Consider the following 16,710-nt stretch of genomic DNA (forward strand, 5'->3'; position numbering starts at 1 on the left):
TGGCATGAAAGCGCTCCTGCTTACCCTGAGTGCGCTGCTGATCAGCGCCTCAAGCCTGGCGGCGACGCCGTGGCAAAATATTCAGCATCCAATCAGCGGCGCACCGCAATCTATTGGCGGCTTTGCCAATGGCTGTATTGTTGGTGCGCAGTCGCTGCCGCTGAATTCACTCAACTATCAGGTGATGCGGCAGGATCAGCGGCGTTATTTTGGTCATCCCGATCTGATACAGTTTATTCAGCGGCTCAGCACCCAGGTGCATAACCTGCAACTGGGTAACGTGCTGATTGGCGACATGGGCATGGCAGCAGGCGGGCGCTTCAGCAGCGGTCACGCCAGTCATCAGACCGGACTGGATGTAGATATCTGGCTGCAGCTACCAAAAAGCCGCTGGAGCGCGCAGCAACTGCTGAAGCCGCAGCCGCTGGATCTGGTTGGGCCAGGCGATAAAAATGTCATTGCGCGCCACTGGCAGCCGGAAATCGACAGCCTGATTAAACTGGCGGCCAAAGATGATGATGTCACACGCATCTTCGTCAATCCGGCGATTAAAAAGCAGCTTTGTGCTGATGCCGGTAACGATCGTGACTGGCTGCGTAAAGTGCGTCCGTGGTTTGCTCATCGTGCCCATATGCATGTGCGGCTGCGCTGCCCGGCAGGCAGTATTGGCTGTGAAGATCAGCCTGCACCGCCGCCAGGCGATGGCTGTGGCGCAGAACTGCAGAGCTGGTTCCTGCCTAAGCAACCGGGTTCTGGTGCACCGGTGAAACGTGAGCCACCGCCGCTGCCGCCTGCCTGTCAGGCCCTGCTGGATAAACATTTACTGTAAGGGATTCCATGGATTGGTTTGTGGTCAGCCCGCTGCTGGTCGGGCTGCTGTTTTTAATCGCCATGCTGGCCGGTTTTATTGATTCAATCGCGGGTGGCGGGGGATTACTTACGGTACCTTCGTTGCTGGCGGCGGGCCTCTCTCCTGCCCAGGCGCTGGCGACCAATAAACTGCAATCGGTCGGCGGATCGTTTTCCGCCAGCCTCTACTTTGTCCGGCGCGGTGCAGTGAAGCTGAATGAGCAGTGGCTGAATATCGCCATGACGCTGATGGGGTCCGTGCTGGGTGCGATACTGATTCAGCGTCTGCAGGCGGATTTTCTGCGTCAGATGCTGCCGCTGTTTTTAATCGCCATCGGCCTGTGGTTCCTGCTGATGCCGCGCCTGGGGGAAGTGGATCAGGCGCGCCGCCTGCATGGCCTGGCTTATGCGCTGGTGGGCGGCGGAGCCGTGGGATTCTACGACGGATTTTTCGGACCGGGCGCAGGCTCCTTTTATGCACTGGCTTTCGTCACGCTCTGCGGCTACAACCTGGCCAAAGCGACCGCACACGCCAAGGTCCTTAACTTCACTTCAAACCTGGGCAGCCTGCTGTTCTTTATGTTCGGTGGCAAAGTGGTGTGGGGAACCGGCCTGGTTATGATGCTCGGCGCGTTCTGCGGCGCGCGTCTGGGCGCGCGGCTGGTGCTGAGCCGCGGACAGAAACTGATCCGCCCGATGGTGGTCATTGTCTCTGCCGTCATGAGCATTAAATTACTGTGGGACAGCCACGGCAGCGACGTTCTGGCCTGGCTGGCCACGCTGCATTCGTAACTTTTTACGTGATACCGTCATGAACCCGACTCATCATTATGAACAGCTGATCACGCTGTTTGATCGCTGTTTCAGCGATGAATTTCAGACCCGTCTAATTAAAGGCGACGATGAACCGATCTATCTTCCTGCGGATGCAGAGTCGCCGTGGAACCGCGTGGTCTTTGCCCACGGCTTCTACGCCAGCGCTCTTCACGAGATCTCACACTGGTGCATCGCCGGTGAAGCCCGCCGCAAACTGGTCGATTTTGGCTACTGGTACTGCCCGGATGGCCGCGACGCGCTGACCCAGAGTCAGTTTGAAGCCGTGGAAGTGAAGCCGCAGGCGCTGGAGTGGATGTTTTGTACGGCGGCAGGCTTTCCCTTCAACGTGAGTTGTGACAATCTCGACGGAGATTGTGAGCCGGATCGCATTGCGTTTCAGCGTAAAGTCCATGCTCAGGTCATGAGCTATCTGACGTCGGGCATTCCCGACCGTCCCGCGCGTTTTATTACCGCCCTGGCGGAATTTTATGGCAGGCCGTCATTAACAGCGTCGCAGTTTCCCTGGCCGGACGATCTGTGATGCAGAAAGGCATTATAAATAGAGGAATTGAGATGATCGCAGAATTTGAAGCGCGTATTCTGGCCCTGATTGACGACATGGTCGAGCATGCCAGTGACGATGAGCTGTTCGCCAGCGGTTATCTGCGCGGGCATCTGACACTGGCCGTGGCCGAGGTGGAGCAACTGGGCGAACATACGCCAGAAGCGCTGCAGATTCAGGTCTCCCGCAGCCTGCAAAATGCCATTGCGGCGGGTGAACTCTCGCCGCGCGATCAGGCATTAGTGGTGGGGATGTGGGACAACCTGTTTGTCCAGGCTCGTCAGCTCTCCGCCTGACAGTGCAGGGCGGCATGCCGCCCTTATCATCGCCAGTTAAACCGCTTTTCCCTTCAGTAATTTCCTTACCCAGTAACGATTAGGATTGAGGGCTGCCAGCGTACTGGCATCCAGCGGCTGTGGCTCGCCGGTCAGCTGGGCTGCCAGCACTTCGGCTGCCAGCGGTGCACTGCACAGGCCGCGCGACCCCAGCGCCCCAAACAGGTATAAGCCCGTAAACTCAGGTGCGTCAGCGATGTCATGACCTGCTGCAAGCTGGGTCGGTAAATCAGCATACTGCTTAAGCGTCGCATCATAATCCGGTACGCCGCCCACCATCGGCAGGTGGTCCCGCGTGGCACAACGCACGCCCATTCTTGCTTCACCGCCACTGACATCCACGTTTGTTGCCCAGCGGCTGTCAGGCAGGCAATGCAACAGGCGGCTGCGGTTCTCCTGCTGATCCTCTTCCCGGTAATCTGTGGCGGTTTCGCCACGGTGATAGCTGGCACCGATGCAGTGAGTACCAAACTGTGGGCTGACGGGCGTCAGATAGCCGTCGTAACAGAGCACGGTGTGGAGTGCATTAAGCCCCGGCGTGGAGGGAACATGGCTTACCTGACCGGCCACCGGATAGGCTGGCAGCGGGGCGCTCTGCGCAAAGTCGGCTATCGCATGACCGTTTGCCAGCACCACCGTGGCATGACGGACCGCCGGACGATCGCTGAACGTCAGCGTCCAGTGATCGTCCTCGCGTGAAAGTTCGCTGACGCGATGCAGCCAGTGAATGCGTAATCCCTGGGTTTCGCCATGCGCCAGCATCGCGCTGGTCAGCTCAGCCGGTGAAAGCCAGCCGCCCCGCGGGTAGAAAATACCGCCACAGCCATGGTCGACATTCGCCAGCGTCTCTGCCTCATCCACATTAACGCCACGGGCAATGGATTCAGGCAGGCCCATCGCCAGCATCTGATCGATCTTCTTACAGCTTTTCTCATCCCAGCCCAGTTGCAGCACACCGCTCCAGTGATGTTCATAGGCGACAGTTAACTGATCGTAGAGCCGCCGGGCAAAACTGAATGCTGCCGGGAAAAAGGTGGCAAGCGCCGGGTCGTGCTGGTTGAGCAGCGGATAGAGTGCTCCCTGACGATTGCCGGACGCGCCCAGCGCCGGCGCCTCATCGGCGCAGTAAAGCGTCACCCGCCAGCCGCGACGCAGCAGCGCCAGCGCCAGCGTGGCACTGGCAACGCCGCCGCCAATGAGCGCAACATCACGTTGCGCCGCTGATTGACGATGATACCAGGGCTGCCCGGCAGGCAGCGCAGGCGCGTCCTGTAACGGCCCGCATAGCATTTCGCGCTTGGGACCAAATCCTTTGCGGCGGATGACGTCAAAGCCGGCCTCCTGCAGACCGCGCCGGACAATGCCTGCGGCGGTAAAGGTCGCGAATGTCCCCTGCGGACGCGCCAGTTTTGCCATCATGCTGAACAGTGCTGGCGTCCACATATCCGGGTTCTTCGACGGCGCGAAACCATCCAGGAACCAGGCATCCACCTGACGATTCAGGCTCTCATCCAGCTCTCCCATCAGCTGGTTAATATCGCCCAGCCACAGGTCGAGCGTGATGCGTCCGCCGTCAAACAGCAGTCGCTGGCAGCCGGGCAGGGCGGCGGGCCATTGCGCCTGCAGCGCCGCCGCCCACGGGGCCAGTTCAGGCCAGTGCTGCTGCGCCACAGCCAGGTCATCACGGGTTAACGGAAATTTCTCAAAGCTGATGAAATGCAGACGTTTTAAAGTGGCATCAGGCTGGTCACGCTGAAACGCATCGAACGCCTGCCACAACGTCAGAAAATTGAGGCCGGTGCCAAAACCGCTTTCCGCCACGATCAGCAGATCCCGTGGATGCTCAGCAAAACGCTGGGGAAAACCGTTGCCGCCAAGGAAGACATAGCGTGTCTCTTCCAGACCATTGTCATTAGAGAAATAGACGTCGCCAAACGCTCGGGAAACAGGTGTACCCTGTTCATTCCAGTTTAGCTGCGCATGTTCGACCGGGGTTAATTTCACGGTAAAGACTCATTTTTCAGGCAGTGGCGCGATTTTAGCGACCCACGTGACATGACGCAAATTTACAAAAGGAAATAGCTGATCGGACTTGTTCGGCGTACAAGTGTACGCTAGAGTGCATGCCAATTAAGAAGAAGTGGATGAGGAAGATTGAATGAAACGTGCTGTGATTACTGGCTTAGGGATCGTTTCCAGTATTGGTAATAACCAGCAGGAGGTGCTGTCATCTCTGCGTGAAGGACGCTCTGGCATCACCTTTTCTGAAGAGATGAAAGATTCCGGCATGCGTAGTCACGTCTGGGGTAACGTTAAACTGGATACCACCGGCCTCATCGATCGCAAAGTTGTGCGTTTTATGAGTGATGCGTCAATCTATGCTTATCTTTCCATGGAAGAAGCGATTAAAGATTCCGGCCTCACCACTGAAATGTATCAGAGCAACCCACGTGTGGGTCTGATTGCAGGCTCAGGCGGCGGTTCTCCACGTTTCCAGGTATTTGGTGCTGATGCGATGCGCAGCCCACGTGGCCTGAAAGCGGTTGGCCCTTACGTGGTCACCAAAGCGATGGCTTCTGGCGTCTCTGCCTGCCTCGCCACGCCGTTCAAGATTCATGGCGTAAACTACTCAATCAGCTCCGCCTGTGCCACCTCGGCGCACTGTATCGGTAATGCTGTTGAGCAGATTCAGCTCGGCAAGCAGGATATCGTTTTTGCTGGCGGCGGCGAAGAGCTGTGCTGGGAAATGGCCTGTGAATTCGACGCGATGGGCGCGCTCTCTACCCGTTACAACGACACCCCGGAAAAAGCGTCACGTACCTATGACAACGAGCGCGACGGTTTTGTTATTGCGGGTGGCGGCGGCATGGTCGTTGTTGAAGAGCTGGAGCATGCGCTGGCTCGTGGTGCGCACATCTATGCCGAAATCGTCGGTTACGGTGCGACGTCAGACGGTGCAGACATGGTTGCGCCATCCGGCGAAGGCGCAGTACGCTGCATGAAGATGGCGATGCACGGTGTCGATACACCCATCGACTATCTGAACAGCCACGGAACCTCTACCCCGGTAGGTGATGTGAAAGAGCTGGGTGCGATTCGTGAAGTGTTTGGCGATAACACGCCATACATCTCTGCGACCAAAGCAATGACCGGCCACTCACTGGGTGCCGCTGGCGTGCAGGAAGCGATCTACTCGCTGCTGATGCTGGAGCATGGTTTTATCGCGCCAAGCATCAACATCACCTCGCTGGACGCGGCAGCAACCGGCATGAACATTGTGACTGAGCCAGTGGAAAAAGAGCTGACCACCGTGATGTCTAACAGCTTTGGTTTTGGCGGCACCAACGCCACATTGACCATGCGTAAATATCAGGCGTAATCAGTACTCTGAAGGGCCGGCTTGCCGGCCCTTTTTGTTTTTAAAGCCCATCTCCGTTACCTCATTTACCCCTCGGTATTAACCCTCCCGCTGCAGTAGCCGCAGCAACTTATCGCATCCTGCCACAATCTCGTCAGGCGTCAGCGCGGCAAAACCGAGCATCCAGCCTTGTTGAGATGCGTGTCCGGCATAAAGCGGACTCAGTCGCGGTAGCAGCAATCCCTGTTGTGTTGCCAGCGCGGTTAAGCGTGCTTCATCCTTTTGTACTGTTACCGTCAGCTGTAATCCACCGCCGCTGGCTATTGGCGTGATCCACGGCGAGAGCCGCTGCTCAATCTGCTCAAGCAACCGATCGCGACGGCTGTGATAGAGCTGACGCATCAGGCGCAGATGGCTGGCGAAATGTCCCTGTTGCAGAAAGGCGGCGGTGACAGCCTGCGGCAGCAGGGCGCTGTGCCCATCCAGCACGCTCCGTGCACGGCCTATGGGCGTAACCAGCGCCGGCGGCACGACCATCCAGGCCAGCCGCAGGGAAGGAAACAGCGACTTCGAAAAGGTGCCCAGCGTAATGACCCGCTGATGCCGGTCCAGACCCTGCAATGCAGGAATCGGACGTTCGTTGTAGTGAAACTCGCTGTCGTAATCGTCTTCTATCAGCCAGCTCTGGTTGCGCTGTGCCCAGTCCAGCCATGCCAGACGTCGCGGCAGGCTGAGCGTGACGCTGGTGGGATAGTGATGCGAGGGCGTCAGGTACATGAGCGTTGCACTGCCACTGGTGGGCAGGGCGCCTTCGGCATCAACAACAATCCCACGCACCTGTGCGCCTGCAGCCAGGAAGGCATTGCGGGCACCGGGATAGCCCGGCTCCTCCATCCACACCTCATCACCAGGATCGACCAGCATCATGCTCAGTAACTGCAGCGCCTGTTGGGAACTGGTCAGAATGATGACCTGCTCCGGCTGGCACGCGACGCCCCGGGAGAGTGTCAGATAATCAGCAAGTGCACTGCGTAACGGCAGATAGCCACAGGGATCGCCATATCCCATTGCGGTGCTGCCCAGAGAACGTTGTACGCTGCTGCTCAGGCGTCGCCAGGTGTCGTGAGGAAACGCACGTAACTCCGGTGAACCGGATGCGAACGCGTGAGGAAAAGGGGGATCCTGACAGCCACCGGTTGCCAGCACCTGCTGGCCGCGCGCCGAAAAACGGGCGGGCTGATGCCGTGTCGGCAAAGATGAGGGTGTGCCGGGGATGATGATGGCGACAAAAGTACCGCGACCGGTTTCACGTCGCAGATAGCCTTCACTCTCCAGTTGTCCGTAGGCCGCTTCCACCGTCACGCGTGAAAGGTGCAGATCCAGCGCCAGCTGTCTGCTGGAGGGTAACTGCTGACCCGCACGCAGATGGTGCCGGTTAATCGCCAGCCGAAGGGTCGCGCAGAGACGTTCACGCACGCCGCCACTGGTCTGATGCTGGAAAAGTTGTAACAGCGGTGAAGGCATATCGGTCTTATCCCTGATGAAGAATGGGTATCAGTAAGCAGTCCACTTTGCCGTAAACTGCGAATTCATCACAACAGGAGAATCGCTATGTCATCAGTTTTACGCATTCCGGCCGCCACGCCGCAGCAAAGCCTCGACTATCTGCAGTCAAAACTCGCGTATTACACCGACGCGTGGGATCTGGCGGAAGACCTGGAGCAGCAGCGTCAGGCTATCGTGGTGATTGATGCGCGTGCGCCGGAGGCTTATCGCGCCGGGCACATCTGCGGCGCCATCAACTTTCCGCATCGCGGGATGGATGCCAGCACGACGGCCCGGCTTGATCGCCGCAAAGTGTATGTCACTTATTGTGACGGCATTGGCTGTAACGGCTCGACGAAAGCGGCCCTGAAGCTGGCATCGCTGGGCTTTCAGGTAAAGGAGTTAATTGGCGGGCTGGATTTCTGGAAACGTGATGGTCATCCGCTGACCTGGGGTGATGCGGCGGGTGAATGGCCCGTTACCGCGACCAAAGCATCCTGTGGCTGTTAGCTCAGAGTACCAGCCAGAGTAAAAGGGTGATGACGACCAGTGCAATAAAGAAACCCAACAGCGGACGCCCTGCCAGTGACTGAATCGGCGGCGGCAGCGAGGCGACAAAGGGTGACCAGATCGGCTGCGGTTTAATCTCGCTGGCAGCCAGCGGCTGTTCGTGCAGTTTTTCTGCCCGGTCTGCGCGACGGCTGAACAGAAAATTCAGCAAATCCTGAGTCTGCGTCACCGTGAGCACCGTCTGTGGCGTGGCCTGAAAACGCTGCTGGCTGTAATCCTCCAGCTGCTGCCGCTCCTGCTGATCAAGCGGCTGTTTCAGGGAGGCTTCCAGCAAGTGCAGCGTAGGGGCGCTGTGCTGACTCAGCGTCTGGCGCACCTGGAGATATTGGGTCAGCAGCGGGAAGTGACGTGACGGGATCGGATCGCCGCTGGTCAGGTTCACCAGCTTCAGCGCAGCCGTCCACAGCTTACCGGTAGATTCGCCGGTGGCAGCGGCAAGGCGCACCACCTGCTGATTCAGCGTATGGTGCTCAGCAGGCAGCAGCGTACGGTCGCTGACGCGAATCTGCTGCGGCTGGGGAATCGTCATCTGCCCGTTCTGCAGCATCGTCAGCACCTGGCGCAACTGATCCTGGCTCAGCGCGCTAAGCACAGTCTGGCCAAATTGCTGACGGATAAAATCGCTGACAGCCTGGCGGTTATTGCCCTTGGGCAGCAAGTCGGTGAGCTGTGTCATCAGCAGGCGGGTGGCATGTCCATTTTGCGTCTGTGTTAGGCGGTTATTAAGATACTGCTCCGCTGCCGGAAAATGACGCGACTGCAACTCCGCTTCACTCTTGACGCCCACTTCATGACGGAGCCCCGCCCAGAGTTCAGGCGCTTTAAGATTGCTGAGCGAAGAGATACGCACGATCAGGCGTTCTAACGTCGTGCGCTGCGCAGGCGAAAGAGGCTGTTCACCGGCCACGGAACCGTGACGCGTTACGCCGGTTTGCGGATTGACAGATGAACGATCGACCGGCACACCGGGGCCGCTAAGAGGTTGCATGGCGGATTCCTTGGAAAAACAGAACAGCGTGGGGTGCGCCGGAAAAAGAATAGGCCATGATAGCAAAAGCCCCCGGGAAATCCCACGGGGGCATGCGCGTTTCGGCAGGAGAATTACGCTTCGGTGCGCTTCAGTTGGTGACGACGCCAGCGTTTCCAGATTGGCGGCACCAGCAGAACCGCAATTGCCAGAACCAGCAGGATTTTACAGATCAGACTTTCCCACAGAATGACCATGTTGCCGTTGCTGATCGACAGGGCGCGACGGAGGTTCTGCTCCAGCATCTCACCCAGCACAAATCCCAGAATCAACGGCGACATCGGAAAATCCATTTTACGCAGGATATAACCAAAGATACCCAATCCCACCATCAGCAACAGGTCAAAGGTGGTGCTGTGCACCGCGTAGACGCCCACGGCAGAAATAGCGGCAATGGCTGGCACCAGAAACCACAATGGAATGGTTAGCATGCGGGCGAAGACGTTGATCATCGGGATATTCATGATCAACAGCATTACGTTGCCAATCAGCAGGGCAGCAATCAAGCCCCAGACAATATCTGGCTGCTCAACAAACATCGCCGGTCCTGGTGTGATGTTGTAGAGCGTTAATGCGCCGACCATCACCGCTGTTGTCCCTGAGCCGGGAATACCCAGTGTCAGCATCGGAATAAAGGATCCACAGGCAGAAGCATTGTTTGCCGCTTCCGGTGCTGCCACACCACGAATATCGCCTTTACCGAACTGATCGCTGCCGCTGATCTTTTTCTCAGTCATGTAGGCAATAGCACTAGCGATGGTGGCGCCTGCGCCAGGTAACACACCCACAAAGAAACCGATAAACGAGGAGCGTAGCGTTGCGCCGGTTGCCATAGAGGCTTCTTTCATGTTGAACATCATGCGACCGCTGGCACGAACCGCTTTCTGCCCGGTACTGGTGGACTCCAGCATCAGCAGAATTTCGCTGACTGAGAACAGACCAATCACCACCACCACAAACTGAATGCCATCGGAAAGGTGAACGCTGTCAAAGGTAAAGCGGTACACGCCGGTATTGGCATCCACGCCCACCGTAGCCATGCTGAGCCCTATTAATGCCGCAAGGAACGACTTCAGGGGATTGTGACTCATCATGCTGCCAAGGCAGGCGATAGCGAACACCATCAGCGCAAAATATTCCGCCGGGCCAAATGCCAGCGACCAGCTGGCCAGCAGGGGCGCGAACAGAATAATGCCGAGGATAGCGATGGTTGAACCGATGAATGAACTGACAGCTGAGATGGACAGGGCAACGCCTGCTTTGCCCTGTTGCGCCATCGGATAACCATCCAGCGCGGTCATGATCGCGCCGGCATCACCGGGCACGTTCAGCAGGATGGAGGAGATGCGTCCGCCATATTCACAGCCGATATAGACCGTTGCCAGCAGGATCAGCGCCGATTCCGCCGGTAAGTGCAGGGCAAAGGCCAGCGGCATCAGGATCGCCACGCCGTTGATCGGCCCCAGACCCGGCAGCAGGCCGACGATGGTACCGATAAAACAGCCAATCAGGGCAATCAGCAGGTTCTCTGGCGTCATGGCGACGGCAAAGCCCTGCATTAAAAAGGACCAGGTATCCATGATACTCTCCTTAACTCAGCCAGCTGCCGACCGGAAGGGTCACTTCCAGCAGACGGTCAAAGGCATAAAAAAGTGTGGAGCCCATTACCACGCCGGACAGTGCGGCTGCCCACCAGCGCGCACCAAACAGCAAGCCGATGCCAAACGTCAGCAGCGTTGTGCTGATGGCAAAGCCCAGCATTTCAAACAGCCAGCCATAGAGCATCATCATTGCCGCCAGCGCCACCAGACGTTTCAGTGTGCTGTGGGCTGGCCAGTGAATGGTGTCCGGTTTACGAAACAGCATCAGCACGGCACAGATTGCCATCAGGCCAAGGATCGCCATTGGGAACGGTCGTGGTCCCACCGGTTCGTAGCTGTATTCACTCTGAATTTGCCAGGCTATTACCATGCCGCCGAGGCACAGGGCCAGCCAGAGGCCCGCAAAAATACGATCGCTCATGATTCGCTCCGCTTATTTGGCCAGACCAAATGATTTTGCCTTCTCACGATAATCCGCCACCTGCGTTTTCACGTAGCTATCGAGTTCCTGCCCGAACATGTTGAATTCAAACAGACCACGCATATCGCGTTGTTTTTTAAACTCCGGGGTATCCACCATCTTTTTAAATGCCTGCTCCCACCACTGATAATCAGCATCGCTGACTTTAGGGCCGAGGTAGTAGCCACGAATAACGGGCCAGACGATATTAAAACCCTGTTCTTTGGCGGTAGGGACCTCAGCCAGCTGGCCAGGAAGACGTTGATCGGACATCACCGCCAGTACCCGCATTTTGCCGCCCTGCAGATGTGGCACCATCTCACTCATGTCGCCGGAAACCACCTGAATATGATTGCCGAGCAGCGCCGTTACCGGCTCACCACCGCCTTCAAAGGCGACATAGCGCATTTTGCGGGGATCGATGCCCGCTTCGCGCGCCAGCAACGCCGTTTTCATCCAGTCCTGACTGCCGATTGATGCGCCGGCACCGACCACCACTTTGGTCGGGTCTTCTTTCATTGCCGCCATCAGTTCGCCCAGGGTTTTCCATGGCGCGTCTTCGCGGACGGCGACCATACCGTAGTCCGTTCCCACGGCGGCCAGCCACTTCACATCGTCAACCGAATAGCGACCAAATTTGCCCTGTGACAGGTTCAGCAGCGATCCGCCAGAAAAGGCGACCACCGTGCCCGCTTCAGCCGGACGCTGGGCAATAATGGCGTTATAGGCCACCGCACCCACGCCGCCAGGCATATAGGTCACGCGCATCGGGGTTTCAATTTGTTTGGTTTCCTGCAGCGAGACCTGCAACAGCTTGCAGGTAAGATCAAATCCGCCGCCCGGTTTGGCAGGTGCAATACATTCGGTGCGGCCAGGGCCGTCAGCGGCATTCGCAGCCGGCACCAGCAGAGCCAGCAGGGCAGAGGTAAGGGCGGTATGGATTATTTTTTTCATCGTGCGCTCCATTCATTCTTCCAGAGTGTGATTACAGCCGTAATATTGGCGTTACTGAATTGTTAAAACAGTTACCTTTCATTTACCTTTCAGTGCCCGGATTTAATGACAGGATGTGATATGCGTCTCTTACTGGTAGAAGATACCGTTGAACTGGCACGCTGGCTGCAGAAGGCGCTGACGCAAAAGGGCTTCGCCGTTGACTGGGTTGCAGATGGGGTTGCCGCCGATCACGCGTTGCAATGTGAAGCCTATGCGCTGGTCGTGCTGGATGTTTCTCTGCCGCGTATTGATGGTCTGGAGGTGCTGACGCGGTTACGGCGGCGTGGACAGGGTGTGCCGGTATTGCTGTTAACGGCGCGCAGTGCACTGGATGACCGGGTGCGCGGCCTGAATCTGGGGGCGGATGATTATCTGACCAAGCCGTTTGAACTGGATGAACTGGAAGCGCGATTGCGCGCGCTGTTGCGGCGCAGTCAAAGCCAGTCCGCGCAAAGTCAGTCACTGGGGCAACTGGTGCTGGATGGGGAGGGCTATTTTCTGCTGGCTGAAAAGCCGCTGGCATTAACGCCGCGCGAATCCAGTATTCTTACTACCCTGATGCAGCGCCATGGCCGGCCCGTTTCCCGTCAGCATCTCTATGAACAGACCTTTACTCTGGCTGATGAGGCCAGTCCGGAGAGCATTGAGCTGTATGTGCATCGGGTGCGTAAAAAACTGGCGGGCAGTGATGTAGCGATTGTGACGCTGCGCGGACTCGGCTACAGCCTGGAAACCTTGCCGTGCGGCTGATTCACTCTCTGCGCGGCGAGCTGCTGGCGTGGCTGGGCCTGCCACTGCTGTTGCTGTGGGCCCTGTCAGTCTATACCCATTATCAGAGTGGGCTGGCGGCAGCCAACCAGGCCTATGACCGCTCGCTACTGGCTTCGGCCCGAACCGTGGCAGAACGTCTGGTGGTACGACAGCAGCATCTGGAAGTCGATGTTCCCTGGGTAGTGCTCGACAGCTTTGAACGCAATATGAATGATCAGCTGTTTTATCAGGTCATTTCCCCGCAGGGGAAAACCCTCTCCGGTTACGACGATCTGCCGCCGATTCCGCCAGCCAGTAAAATGTCGACCGCTTATCCGGCGCTGGTGCATTTCTATGATGGTCGCTATCACCAGCATCGCATTCGCGTTGCGGCACTCTGGCAACCGGTCAGTGAGGCGGGTGTTGAAGGCATGGCACTGGTCCTGGTGGCTGAAACCATTAATTCTCGTCAGGAGTTCGCCAGCCGGTTGATGCGCACTGCGCTGATCAGTCAGAGCGGGCTGGTTCTGATGACGCTACTGCTGGCCAGTCTGATGCTGCGTCGGGTGCTGCGACCGCTACGCCGACTGTCACGCATTGTCCTGCAGCGGGATGGGGGAGAGTTAACGCCACTGCCGTCATTACCCTGGTCAGAGCTTCAGCCGCTGATCATCGCGTTTAACCGTTACCTGGAGCGCTTGCGCGGGCTGCTGGCGCGTCAGGATCGCTTCAGCGCCGACGCGGCTCACCAGCTTCGCACCCCGCTGACCATCCTCAAAACTCAGGTCAGCGTGGCACTCAACAGCGATCGTCCTGAGCAGTGGCAGGAGAGCCTGCTTGGGATGCGCCACACGCTGGATGAGACCATTTTACTTACCGACCGGCTGCTACAGCTGGCCCGCATTAAAGCGCGGCATGGTGAAGATAAGCCAATGGCACGTGTCGATCTGGCCGCCATTGTGCGTGAAGCCTGTTTTAGCCGTTATCCGGCGGCGCGAACCCGGCAGCTTGACCTCGGTTATGAGGGTGAAGAGTGTCATAAGGTGGTGGGGGATGGTGTTCTGCTGGGCGAGCTGTGCGCCAACCTGCTTGATAACGCTATTAAATACACCCCGCACAATGGCGTGGTGACGGCGCGCGTGACACCTGGAAAACTGGAAATTGAGGATAGTGGTCCGGGCATTGAGGATGCCAGTCAGGCCAAAGCACTGCAGCCTTTTCAGCGGCTGGATAATGTCGGCATGCAGCCCGGTGCGGGTATTGGTCTTGCGCTGGTCCAGGATATCTGTGCCTGGCATGGTGCCACAATGCAGCTGGACCGCAGCCCGCAGCTTGGCGGGCTGCGGGTAACCGTCTTGTTTACCTCGGTGGCAGGCTGACCGCTTTACGCCGGATTAACGGCGTACGCAGTCGCTGCGCCAGGATGACACCGCCCAGCGTCAGACCGCCGCCAATCCAGTGGTAACTGTGCAGCTGTTCATGCAGGAATATCACCGCAATCATCGCGGTAAATACCGGAATCAGATTCATAAAAATACTGGTGGTGCTGGCCCCCAGACGCTGCACGCCATGGATCCACAGAAACGGCGCGATGATCGACGCAAACAGACCGGCAAATGCCACCAGCGGCAGATTATGCCGGTTAAGCGCCACCTCAGGTGCCAGAAGAAAACCAGGCAACAGCAGCACGACACCACACAAAATCTGCACATACAGGCTTTGCCAGATCGGCAGCGGCAGCGCCCAGCGCCGTGTCAACACGCCATAGAGTGCATAGGCGGCGGAAGCGGCCAGCATCAGCAGTTCGCCTTTTCCCAGGCCATGATTCAGCAGTTGCATTACATTGCCTTCACTGACCAGCCATACCAGACCGATGAATGAGATGATACTGCCGAGCAGGATACCAAGCGTCGGCGCAATGCGGAGGATCACGACGCTCAGCAGCACGGTGAGCAGCGGAATGAGTGCGCCAATAATGCCCATAAAGAGTGCGCTGACACTGTGTGCCGCGTAGTACGCGAGGCTCTGATAGAGCACCATCCCGAGCAGTCCAAGCATAGCCAGCCGCCAGAGATGCGGCTTGATAGCCACACGCGCCCGCCACACGCCCGGCAGCACAAACGGCGTCAGCACCAGTAGCGCCAGCAGCCAGCGATAGAAAGAGATCGCCGCGGGATCGATCGCACTGGCTGAGAGCTTGCTGACAATGGAGTTGATTGACCAGATTATTACCGCAAAGAGCGGATAGAGGAAAAACATGCTGACTCTCTATATGTATAATTAATGAGGCGCATTGTACGCGTGTCCGGATTTATTCAGATCATTAATATCGGAAAAATAAGTGATTGATGGGACAGAGTGATCCTGAAAGTGACCAGTCACTCCCCGCGTCATATGACATCGGGCGGGTCACGACAGCGGCTGCGTTTTCTGCGCGCCATCGTGCTGCCGGAGCAGGGGAACGTGTGCAGCGTCTCGCCCTTGCGCTGGAATACCGTTCCGCCCCGGCGCTGATTGTCATTTTCAGGCAGCCGGCGGAAATCACGCCCGATCGCTATCGCGCACGGTTAGGCTAACGCGTCGCTTTGTGCCAGAATCACTCCCCTCTTGATGCAACTGACAGGAAAGCCGTAGTGAAAATTCTGGTCGATGAAAATATGCCCTACGCCCGTGAGTTATTCAGTCGTACCGGCGATGTTGTCGCGGTGCCGGGACGTCCGCTGCCGGTGGCAGAACTGGCCGATGCCGATGGTCTGATGGTGCGCTCAGTCACCCAGGTGAATGAGTCACTGCTGGCAGGAAAGCCGGTAAAGTTTGTCGGAACCGCCACGGCGGGCACCGATCATATCGACGAGAACTGGCTGCAGCAGGCGGGCATTGCGTTCTCTGCCGCTCCGGGTTGTAACGCCATTGCCGTGGTGGAATATGTTTTCTCTGCGCTGCTGCTGCTGGCGGAGCGTGACGGCTTTGAGCTGCGTGACCGCACGGTCGGCATCGTCGGTGTCGGTAACGTTGGCGGGCGTCTGCAAAAGCGTCTGGAGGCCTGGGGCATCAAAACCCTGCTGTGCGATCCACCACGCGCCGATCGGGGTGACGAGGGCGATTTCCTGTCGCTGGAAGCCGTCACCGCACAGGCTGATATTCTGACTTTCCACACCCCGCTGTTTAAAGACGGTCCCTATAAAAGCTGGCATCTGGCGGATGCGGCGCTGCTGATGGCGCTGAAGCCCAACACCATTCTGATCAATGCCTGTCGTGGTCCGGTGGTGGACAATGGCGCGCTGCTGGAAGTGCTGAAAATGCGGCCGGATCTCAGCGTTGTACTGGATGTCTGGGAGCCGGAGCCGGATCTCTCACTGGCGTTACTGGATAAAGTTGATATCGCCACGCCGCACATCGCGGGCTACACCCTGGAAGGTAAAGCACGCGGCACCACGCAGGTATTTGAAGCCTGGTGCGATTTTATTGGTCAGCCGCAGCAGGTGCCGCTCAGCACTTTACTGCCGGTGCCGGAGTTCAGTGAAATCACCCTGAATGGCCCGCTGGATCAGCCAACGCTGAAACGCCTGGCGCATCTGGTGTATGATGTGCGCCGCGATGATGCCCCCCTGCGTAAAGTGGCGGCCAAACCGGGCGAATTTGATCGCCTGCGCAAGCAGTATCTGGAGCGCCGCGAATGGTCGTCGCTGCAGGTGAACTGTGATGACGCCACAACGGCTGAGAAGCTAAACCAGCTGGGCTTTAACGCAATCATCACCCCGAAATAACGGGCGCTGCAGGTCAGTCGCCCCGGCGCGGTTTCCGCACTGAATCAGTCAGTGTACGGAAACGATGCGTACTG

Annotated in this window: 17 protein-coding genes; 10 read left to right on the forward strand and 7 right to left on the reverse strand. The window is 57.8% G+C overall.

The window, feature by feature from the left end; all coding sequences use genetic code 11:
• The first annotated feature begins 4 nt into the window (after positions 1-4).
• From mepA to LQK91_RS01355, 4 genes are read left to right on the forward strand one after another with little or no spacing between them, the layout of a single operon-like run.
• On the forward strand, positions 5-829 hold the full coding sequence (gene mepA, locus LQK91_RS01340) for a penicillin-insensitive murein endopeptidase (RefSeq protein ID WP_105098947.1): 825 nt from the start codon (positions 5-7) through the stop codon (positions 827-829).
• Between the two features lie 8 nt (positions 830-837).
• Complete coding sequence (locus LQK91_RS01345; protein WP_003854285.1) at positions 838-1,641, forward strand: sulfite exporter TauE/SafE family protein; 804 nt, start codon at positions 838-840, stop codon at positions 1,639-1,641.
• A 19-nt stretch (positions 1,642-1,660) separates the two neighbouring features.
• Positions 1,661-2,206 carry an elongation factor P hydroxylase gene (locus tag LQK91_RS01350; RefSeq protein ID WP_003854284.1) on the forward strand — a complete coding sequence of 182 codons (546 nt, stop codon included), beginning with the start codon at positions 1,661-1,663 and terminating at the stop codon, positions 2,204-2,206.
• Between the two features lie 32 nt (positions 2,207-2,238).
• Positions 2,239-2,523, forward strand: a complete 285-nt coding sequence (locus LQK91_RS01355) for a YfcL family protein (protein ID WP_003854283.1) — start codon at positions 2,239-2,241, stop codon at positions 2,521-2,523.
• A 36-nt stretch (positions 2,524-2,559) separates the two neighbouring features.
• On the opposite strand, the gene mnmC is transcribed toward LQK91_RS01355, so the two are convergent.
• Entirely contained in the window at positions 2,560-4,566 is a 2,007-nt protein-coding gene (gene mnmC / locus LQK91_RS01360; RefSeq protein ID WP_105098948.1) for a bifunctional tRNA (5-methylaminomethyl-2-thiouridine)(34)-methyltransferase MnmD/FAD-dependent 5-carboxymethylaminomethyl-2-thiouridine(34) oxidoreductase MnmC, read from the reverse strand.
• 154 nt (positions 4,567-4,720) lie between these two features.
• On the opposite strand from mnmC, the gene fabB reads away from it, so the two are divergent.
• The gene (fabB, locus tag LQK91_RS01365; protein ID WP_003854282.1) at positions 4,721-5,941 is read left to right on the forward strand and encodes a beta-ketoacyl-ACP synthase I; all 1,221 of its coding nucleotides are present in this window, start codon (positions 4,721-4,723) and stop codon (positions 5,939-5,941) included.
• 78 nt (positions 5,942-6,019) lie between these two features.
• Here fabB and LQK91_RS01370 read toward each other — a convergent pair whose 3' ends face one another.
• Entirely contained in the window at positions 6,020-7,444 is a 1,425-nt protein-coding gene (locus LQK91_RS01370; RefSeq protein ID WP_008926488.1) for a PLP-dependent aminotransferase family protein, read from the reverse strand.
• Between the two features lie 87 nt (positions 7,445-7,531).
• Here LQK91_RS01370 and LQK91_RS01375 point away from each other — a divergent pair, with 87 nt between their 5' ends.
• Positions 7,532-7,975, forward strand: a complete 444-nt coding sequence (locus LQK91_RS01375; protein WP_003854280.1) for a rhodanese-like domain-containing protein — start codon at positions 7,532-7,534, stop codon at positions 7,973-7,975.
• Between the two features lies 1 nt (position 7,976).
• On the opposite strand, the gene flk is transcribed toward LQK91_RS01375, so the two are convergent.
• The 4 genes from flk to LQK91_RS01395 all read right to left on the reverse strand — a co-directional run bounded on the left by flk (position 7,977) and on the right by LQK91_RS01395 (position 12,077).
• Positions 7,977-9,023 carry a flagella biosynthesis regulator Flk gene (gene flk / locus LQK91_RS01380; RefSeq protein WP_003854279.1) on the reverse strand — a complete coding sequence of 349 codons (1,047 nt, stop codon included), beginning with the start codon at positions 9,021-9,023 and terminating at the stop codon, positions 7,977-7,979.
• Between the two features lie 113 nt (positions 9,024-9,136).
• Positions 9,137-10,642, reverse strand: a complete 1,506-nt coding sequence (locus LQK91_RS01385; protein ID WP_105098949.1) for a tripartite tricarboxylate transporter permease — start codon at positions 10,640-10,642, stop codon at positions 9,137-9,139.
• 10 nt (positions 10,643-10,652) lie between these two features.
• Positions 10,653-11,084, reverse strand: coding sequence for a tripartite tricarboxylate transporter TctB family protein (locus LQK91_RS01390; RefSeq protein WP_008926487.1), 432 nt, complete (start codon positions 11,082-11,084; stop codon positions 10,653-10,655).
• Between the two features lie 12 nt (positions 11,085-11,096).
• The gene (locus tag LQK91_RS01395; RefSeq protein ID WP_008926486.1) at positions 11,097-12,077 is read right to left on the reverse strand and encodes a tripartite tricarboxylate transporter substrate binding protein; all 981 of its coding nucleotides are present in this window, start codon (positions 12,075-12,077) and stop codon (positions 11,097-11,099) included.
• A gap of 120 nt (positions 12,078-12,197) precedes the next feature.
• On the opposite strand from LQK91_RS01395, the gene tctD reads away from it, so the two are divergent.
• Both tctD and LQK91_RS01405 read left to right on the forward strand, forming a co-directional pair.
• The gene (gene tctD, locus LQK91_RS01400; protein ID WP_003854275.1) at positions 12,198-12,869 is read left to right on the forward strand and encodes a transcriptional regulator TctD; all 672 of its coding nucleotides are present in this window, start codon (positions 12,198-12,200) and stop codon (positions 12,867-12,869) included.
• Entirely contained in the window at positions 12,860-14,248 is a 1,389-nt protein-coding gene (locus tag LQK91_RS01405) for a sensor histidine kinase (protein WP_003854274.1), read from the forward strand. Before tctD ends, LQK91_RS01405 begins: the two co-directional genes overlap by 10 nt.
• On the opposite strand, the gene LQK91_RS01410 is transcribed toward LQK91_RS01405, so the two are convergent.
• Entirely contained in the window at positions 14,229-15,128 is a 900-nt protein-coding gene (locus tag LQK91_RS01410) for a DMT family transporter (RefSeq protein WP_105098950.1), read from the reverse strand. The genes LQK91_RS01405 and LQK91_RS01410 overlap by 20 nt on opposite strands.
• Positions 15,129-15,217: 89 nt before the next feature.
• Between LQK91_RS01410 and LQK91_RS01415 the strand changes: the two genes are divergently transcribed.
• Together LQK91_RS01415 and pdxB are read left to right on the forward strand one after the other, a co-directional pair.
• Positions 15,218-15,445 (forward strand): hypothetical protein, encoded by a 228-nt coding sequence (locus LQK91_RS01415; protein WP_003854272.1) that lies wholly within the window; start codon positions 15,218-15,220, stop codon positions 15,443-15,445.
• Positions 15,446-15,502: 57 nt separating this feature from the next.
• Positions 15,503-16,636 (forward strand): 4-phosphoerythronate dehydrogenase PdxB, encoded by a 1,134-nt coding sequence (gene pdxB, locus LQK91_RS01420; RefSeq protein WP_105098951.1) that lies wholly within the window; start codon positions 15,503-15,505, stop codon positions 16,634-16,636.
• Positions 16,637-16,710 lie beyond the last annotated feature (74 nt).

It is taken from the genome of Pantoea sp. MHSD4 (assembly GCF_021043305.1).
GTDB classification, from domain to species: Bacteria; Pseudomonadota; Gammaproteobacteria; order Enterobacterales; family Enterobacteriaceae; genus Pantoea; species Pantoea eucalypti.

What these genes read in the sequence shown, in the direction of transcription:
- LQK91_RS01370 (WP_008926488.1), bottom strand. Translation starts at nt 7,444, where the DNA reads ATGCCTTCACCGCTGTTACAACTTTTCCAGCATCAGACCAGTGGCGGC.
- LQK91_RS01345 (WP_003854285.1), top strand. Translation starts at nt 838, where the DNA reads ATGGATTGGTTTGTGGTCAGCCCGCTGCTGGTCGGGCTGCTGTTTTTA.
- fabB (WP_003854282.1), top strand. Translation starts at nt 4,721, where the DNA reads ATGAAACGTGCTGTGATTACTGGCTTAGGGATCGTTTCCAGTATTGGT.
- LQK91_RS01410 (WP_105098950.1), bottom strand. Translation starts at nt 15,128, where the DNA reads ATGTTTTTCCTCTATCCGCTCTTTGCGGTAATAATCTGGTCAATCAAC.
- LQK91_RS01375 (WP_003854280.1), top strand. Translation starts at nt 7,532, where the DNA reads ATGTCATCAGTTTTACGCATTCCGGCCGCCACGCCGCAGCAAAGCCTC.
- LQK91_RS01415 (WP_003854272.1), top strand. Translation starts at nt 15,218, where the DNA reads ATGGGACAGAGTGATCCTGAAAGTGACCAGTCACTCCCCGCGTCATAT.
- LQK91_RS01395 (WP_008926486.1), bottom strand. Translation starts at nt 12,077, where the DNA reads ATGAAAAAAATAATCCATACCGCCCTTACCTCTGCCCTGCTGGCTCTG.
- LQK91_RS01390 (WP_008926487.1), bottom strand. Translation starts at nt 11,084, where the DNA reads ATGAGCGATCGTATTTTTGCGGGCCTCTGGCTGGCCCTGTGCCTCGGC.
- LQK91_RS01385 (WP_105098949.1), bottom strand. Translation starts at nt 10,642, where the DNA reads ATGGATACCTGGTCCTTTTTAATGCAGGGCTTTGCCGTCGCCATGACG.
- mepA (WP_105098947.1), top strand. Translation starts at nt 5, where the DNA reads ATGAAAGCGCTCCTGCTTACCCTGAGTGCGCTGCTGATCAGCGCCTCA.
- flk (WP_003854279.1), bottom strand. Translation starts at nt 9,023, where the DNA reads ATGCAACCTCTTAGCGGCCCCGGTGTGCCGGTCGATCGTTCATCTGTC.
- LQK91_RS01355 (WP_003854283.1), top strand. Translation starts at nt 2,239, where the DNA reads ATGATCGCAGAATTTGAAGCGCGTATTCTGGCCCTGATTGACGACATG.
- tctD (WP_003854275.1), top strand. Translation starts at nt 12,198, where the DNA reads ATGCGTCTCTTACTGGTAGAAGATACCGTTGAACTGGCACGCTGGCTG.
- LQK91_RS01350 (WP_003854284.1), top strand. Translation starts at nt 1,661, where the DNA reads ATGAACCCGACTCATCATTATGAACAGCTGATCACGCTGTTTGATCGC.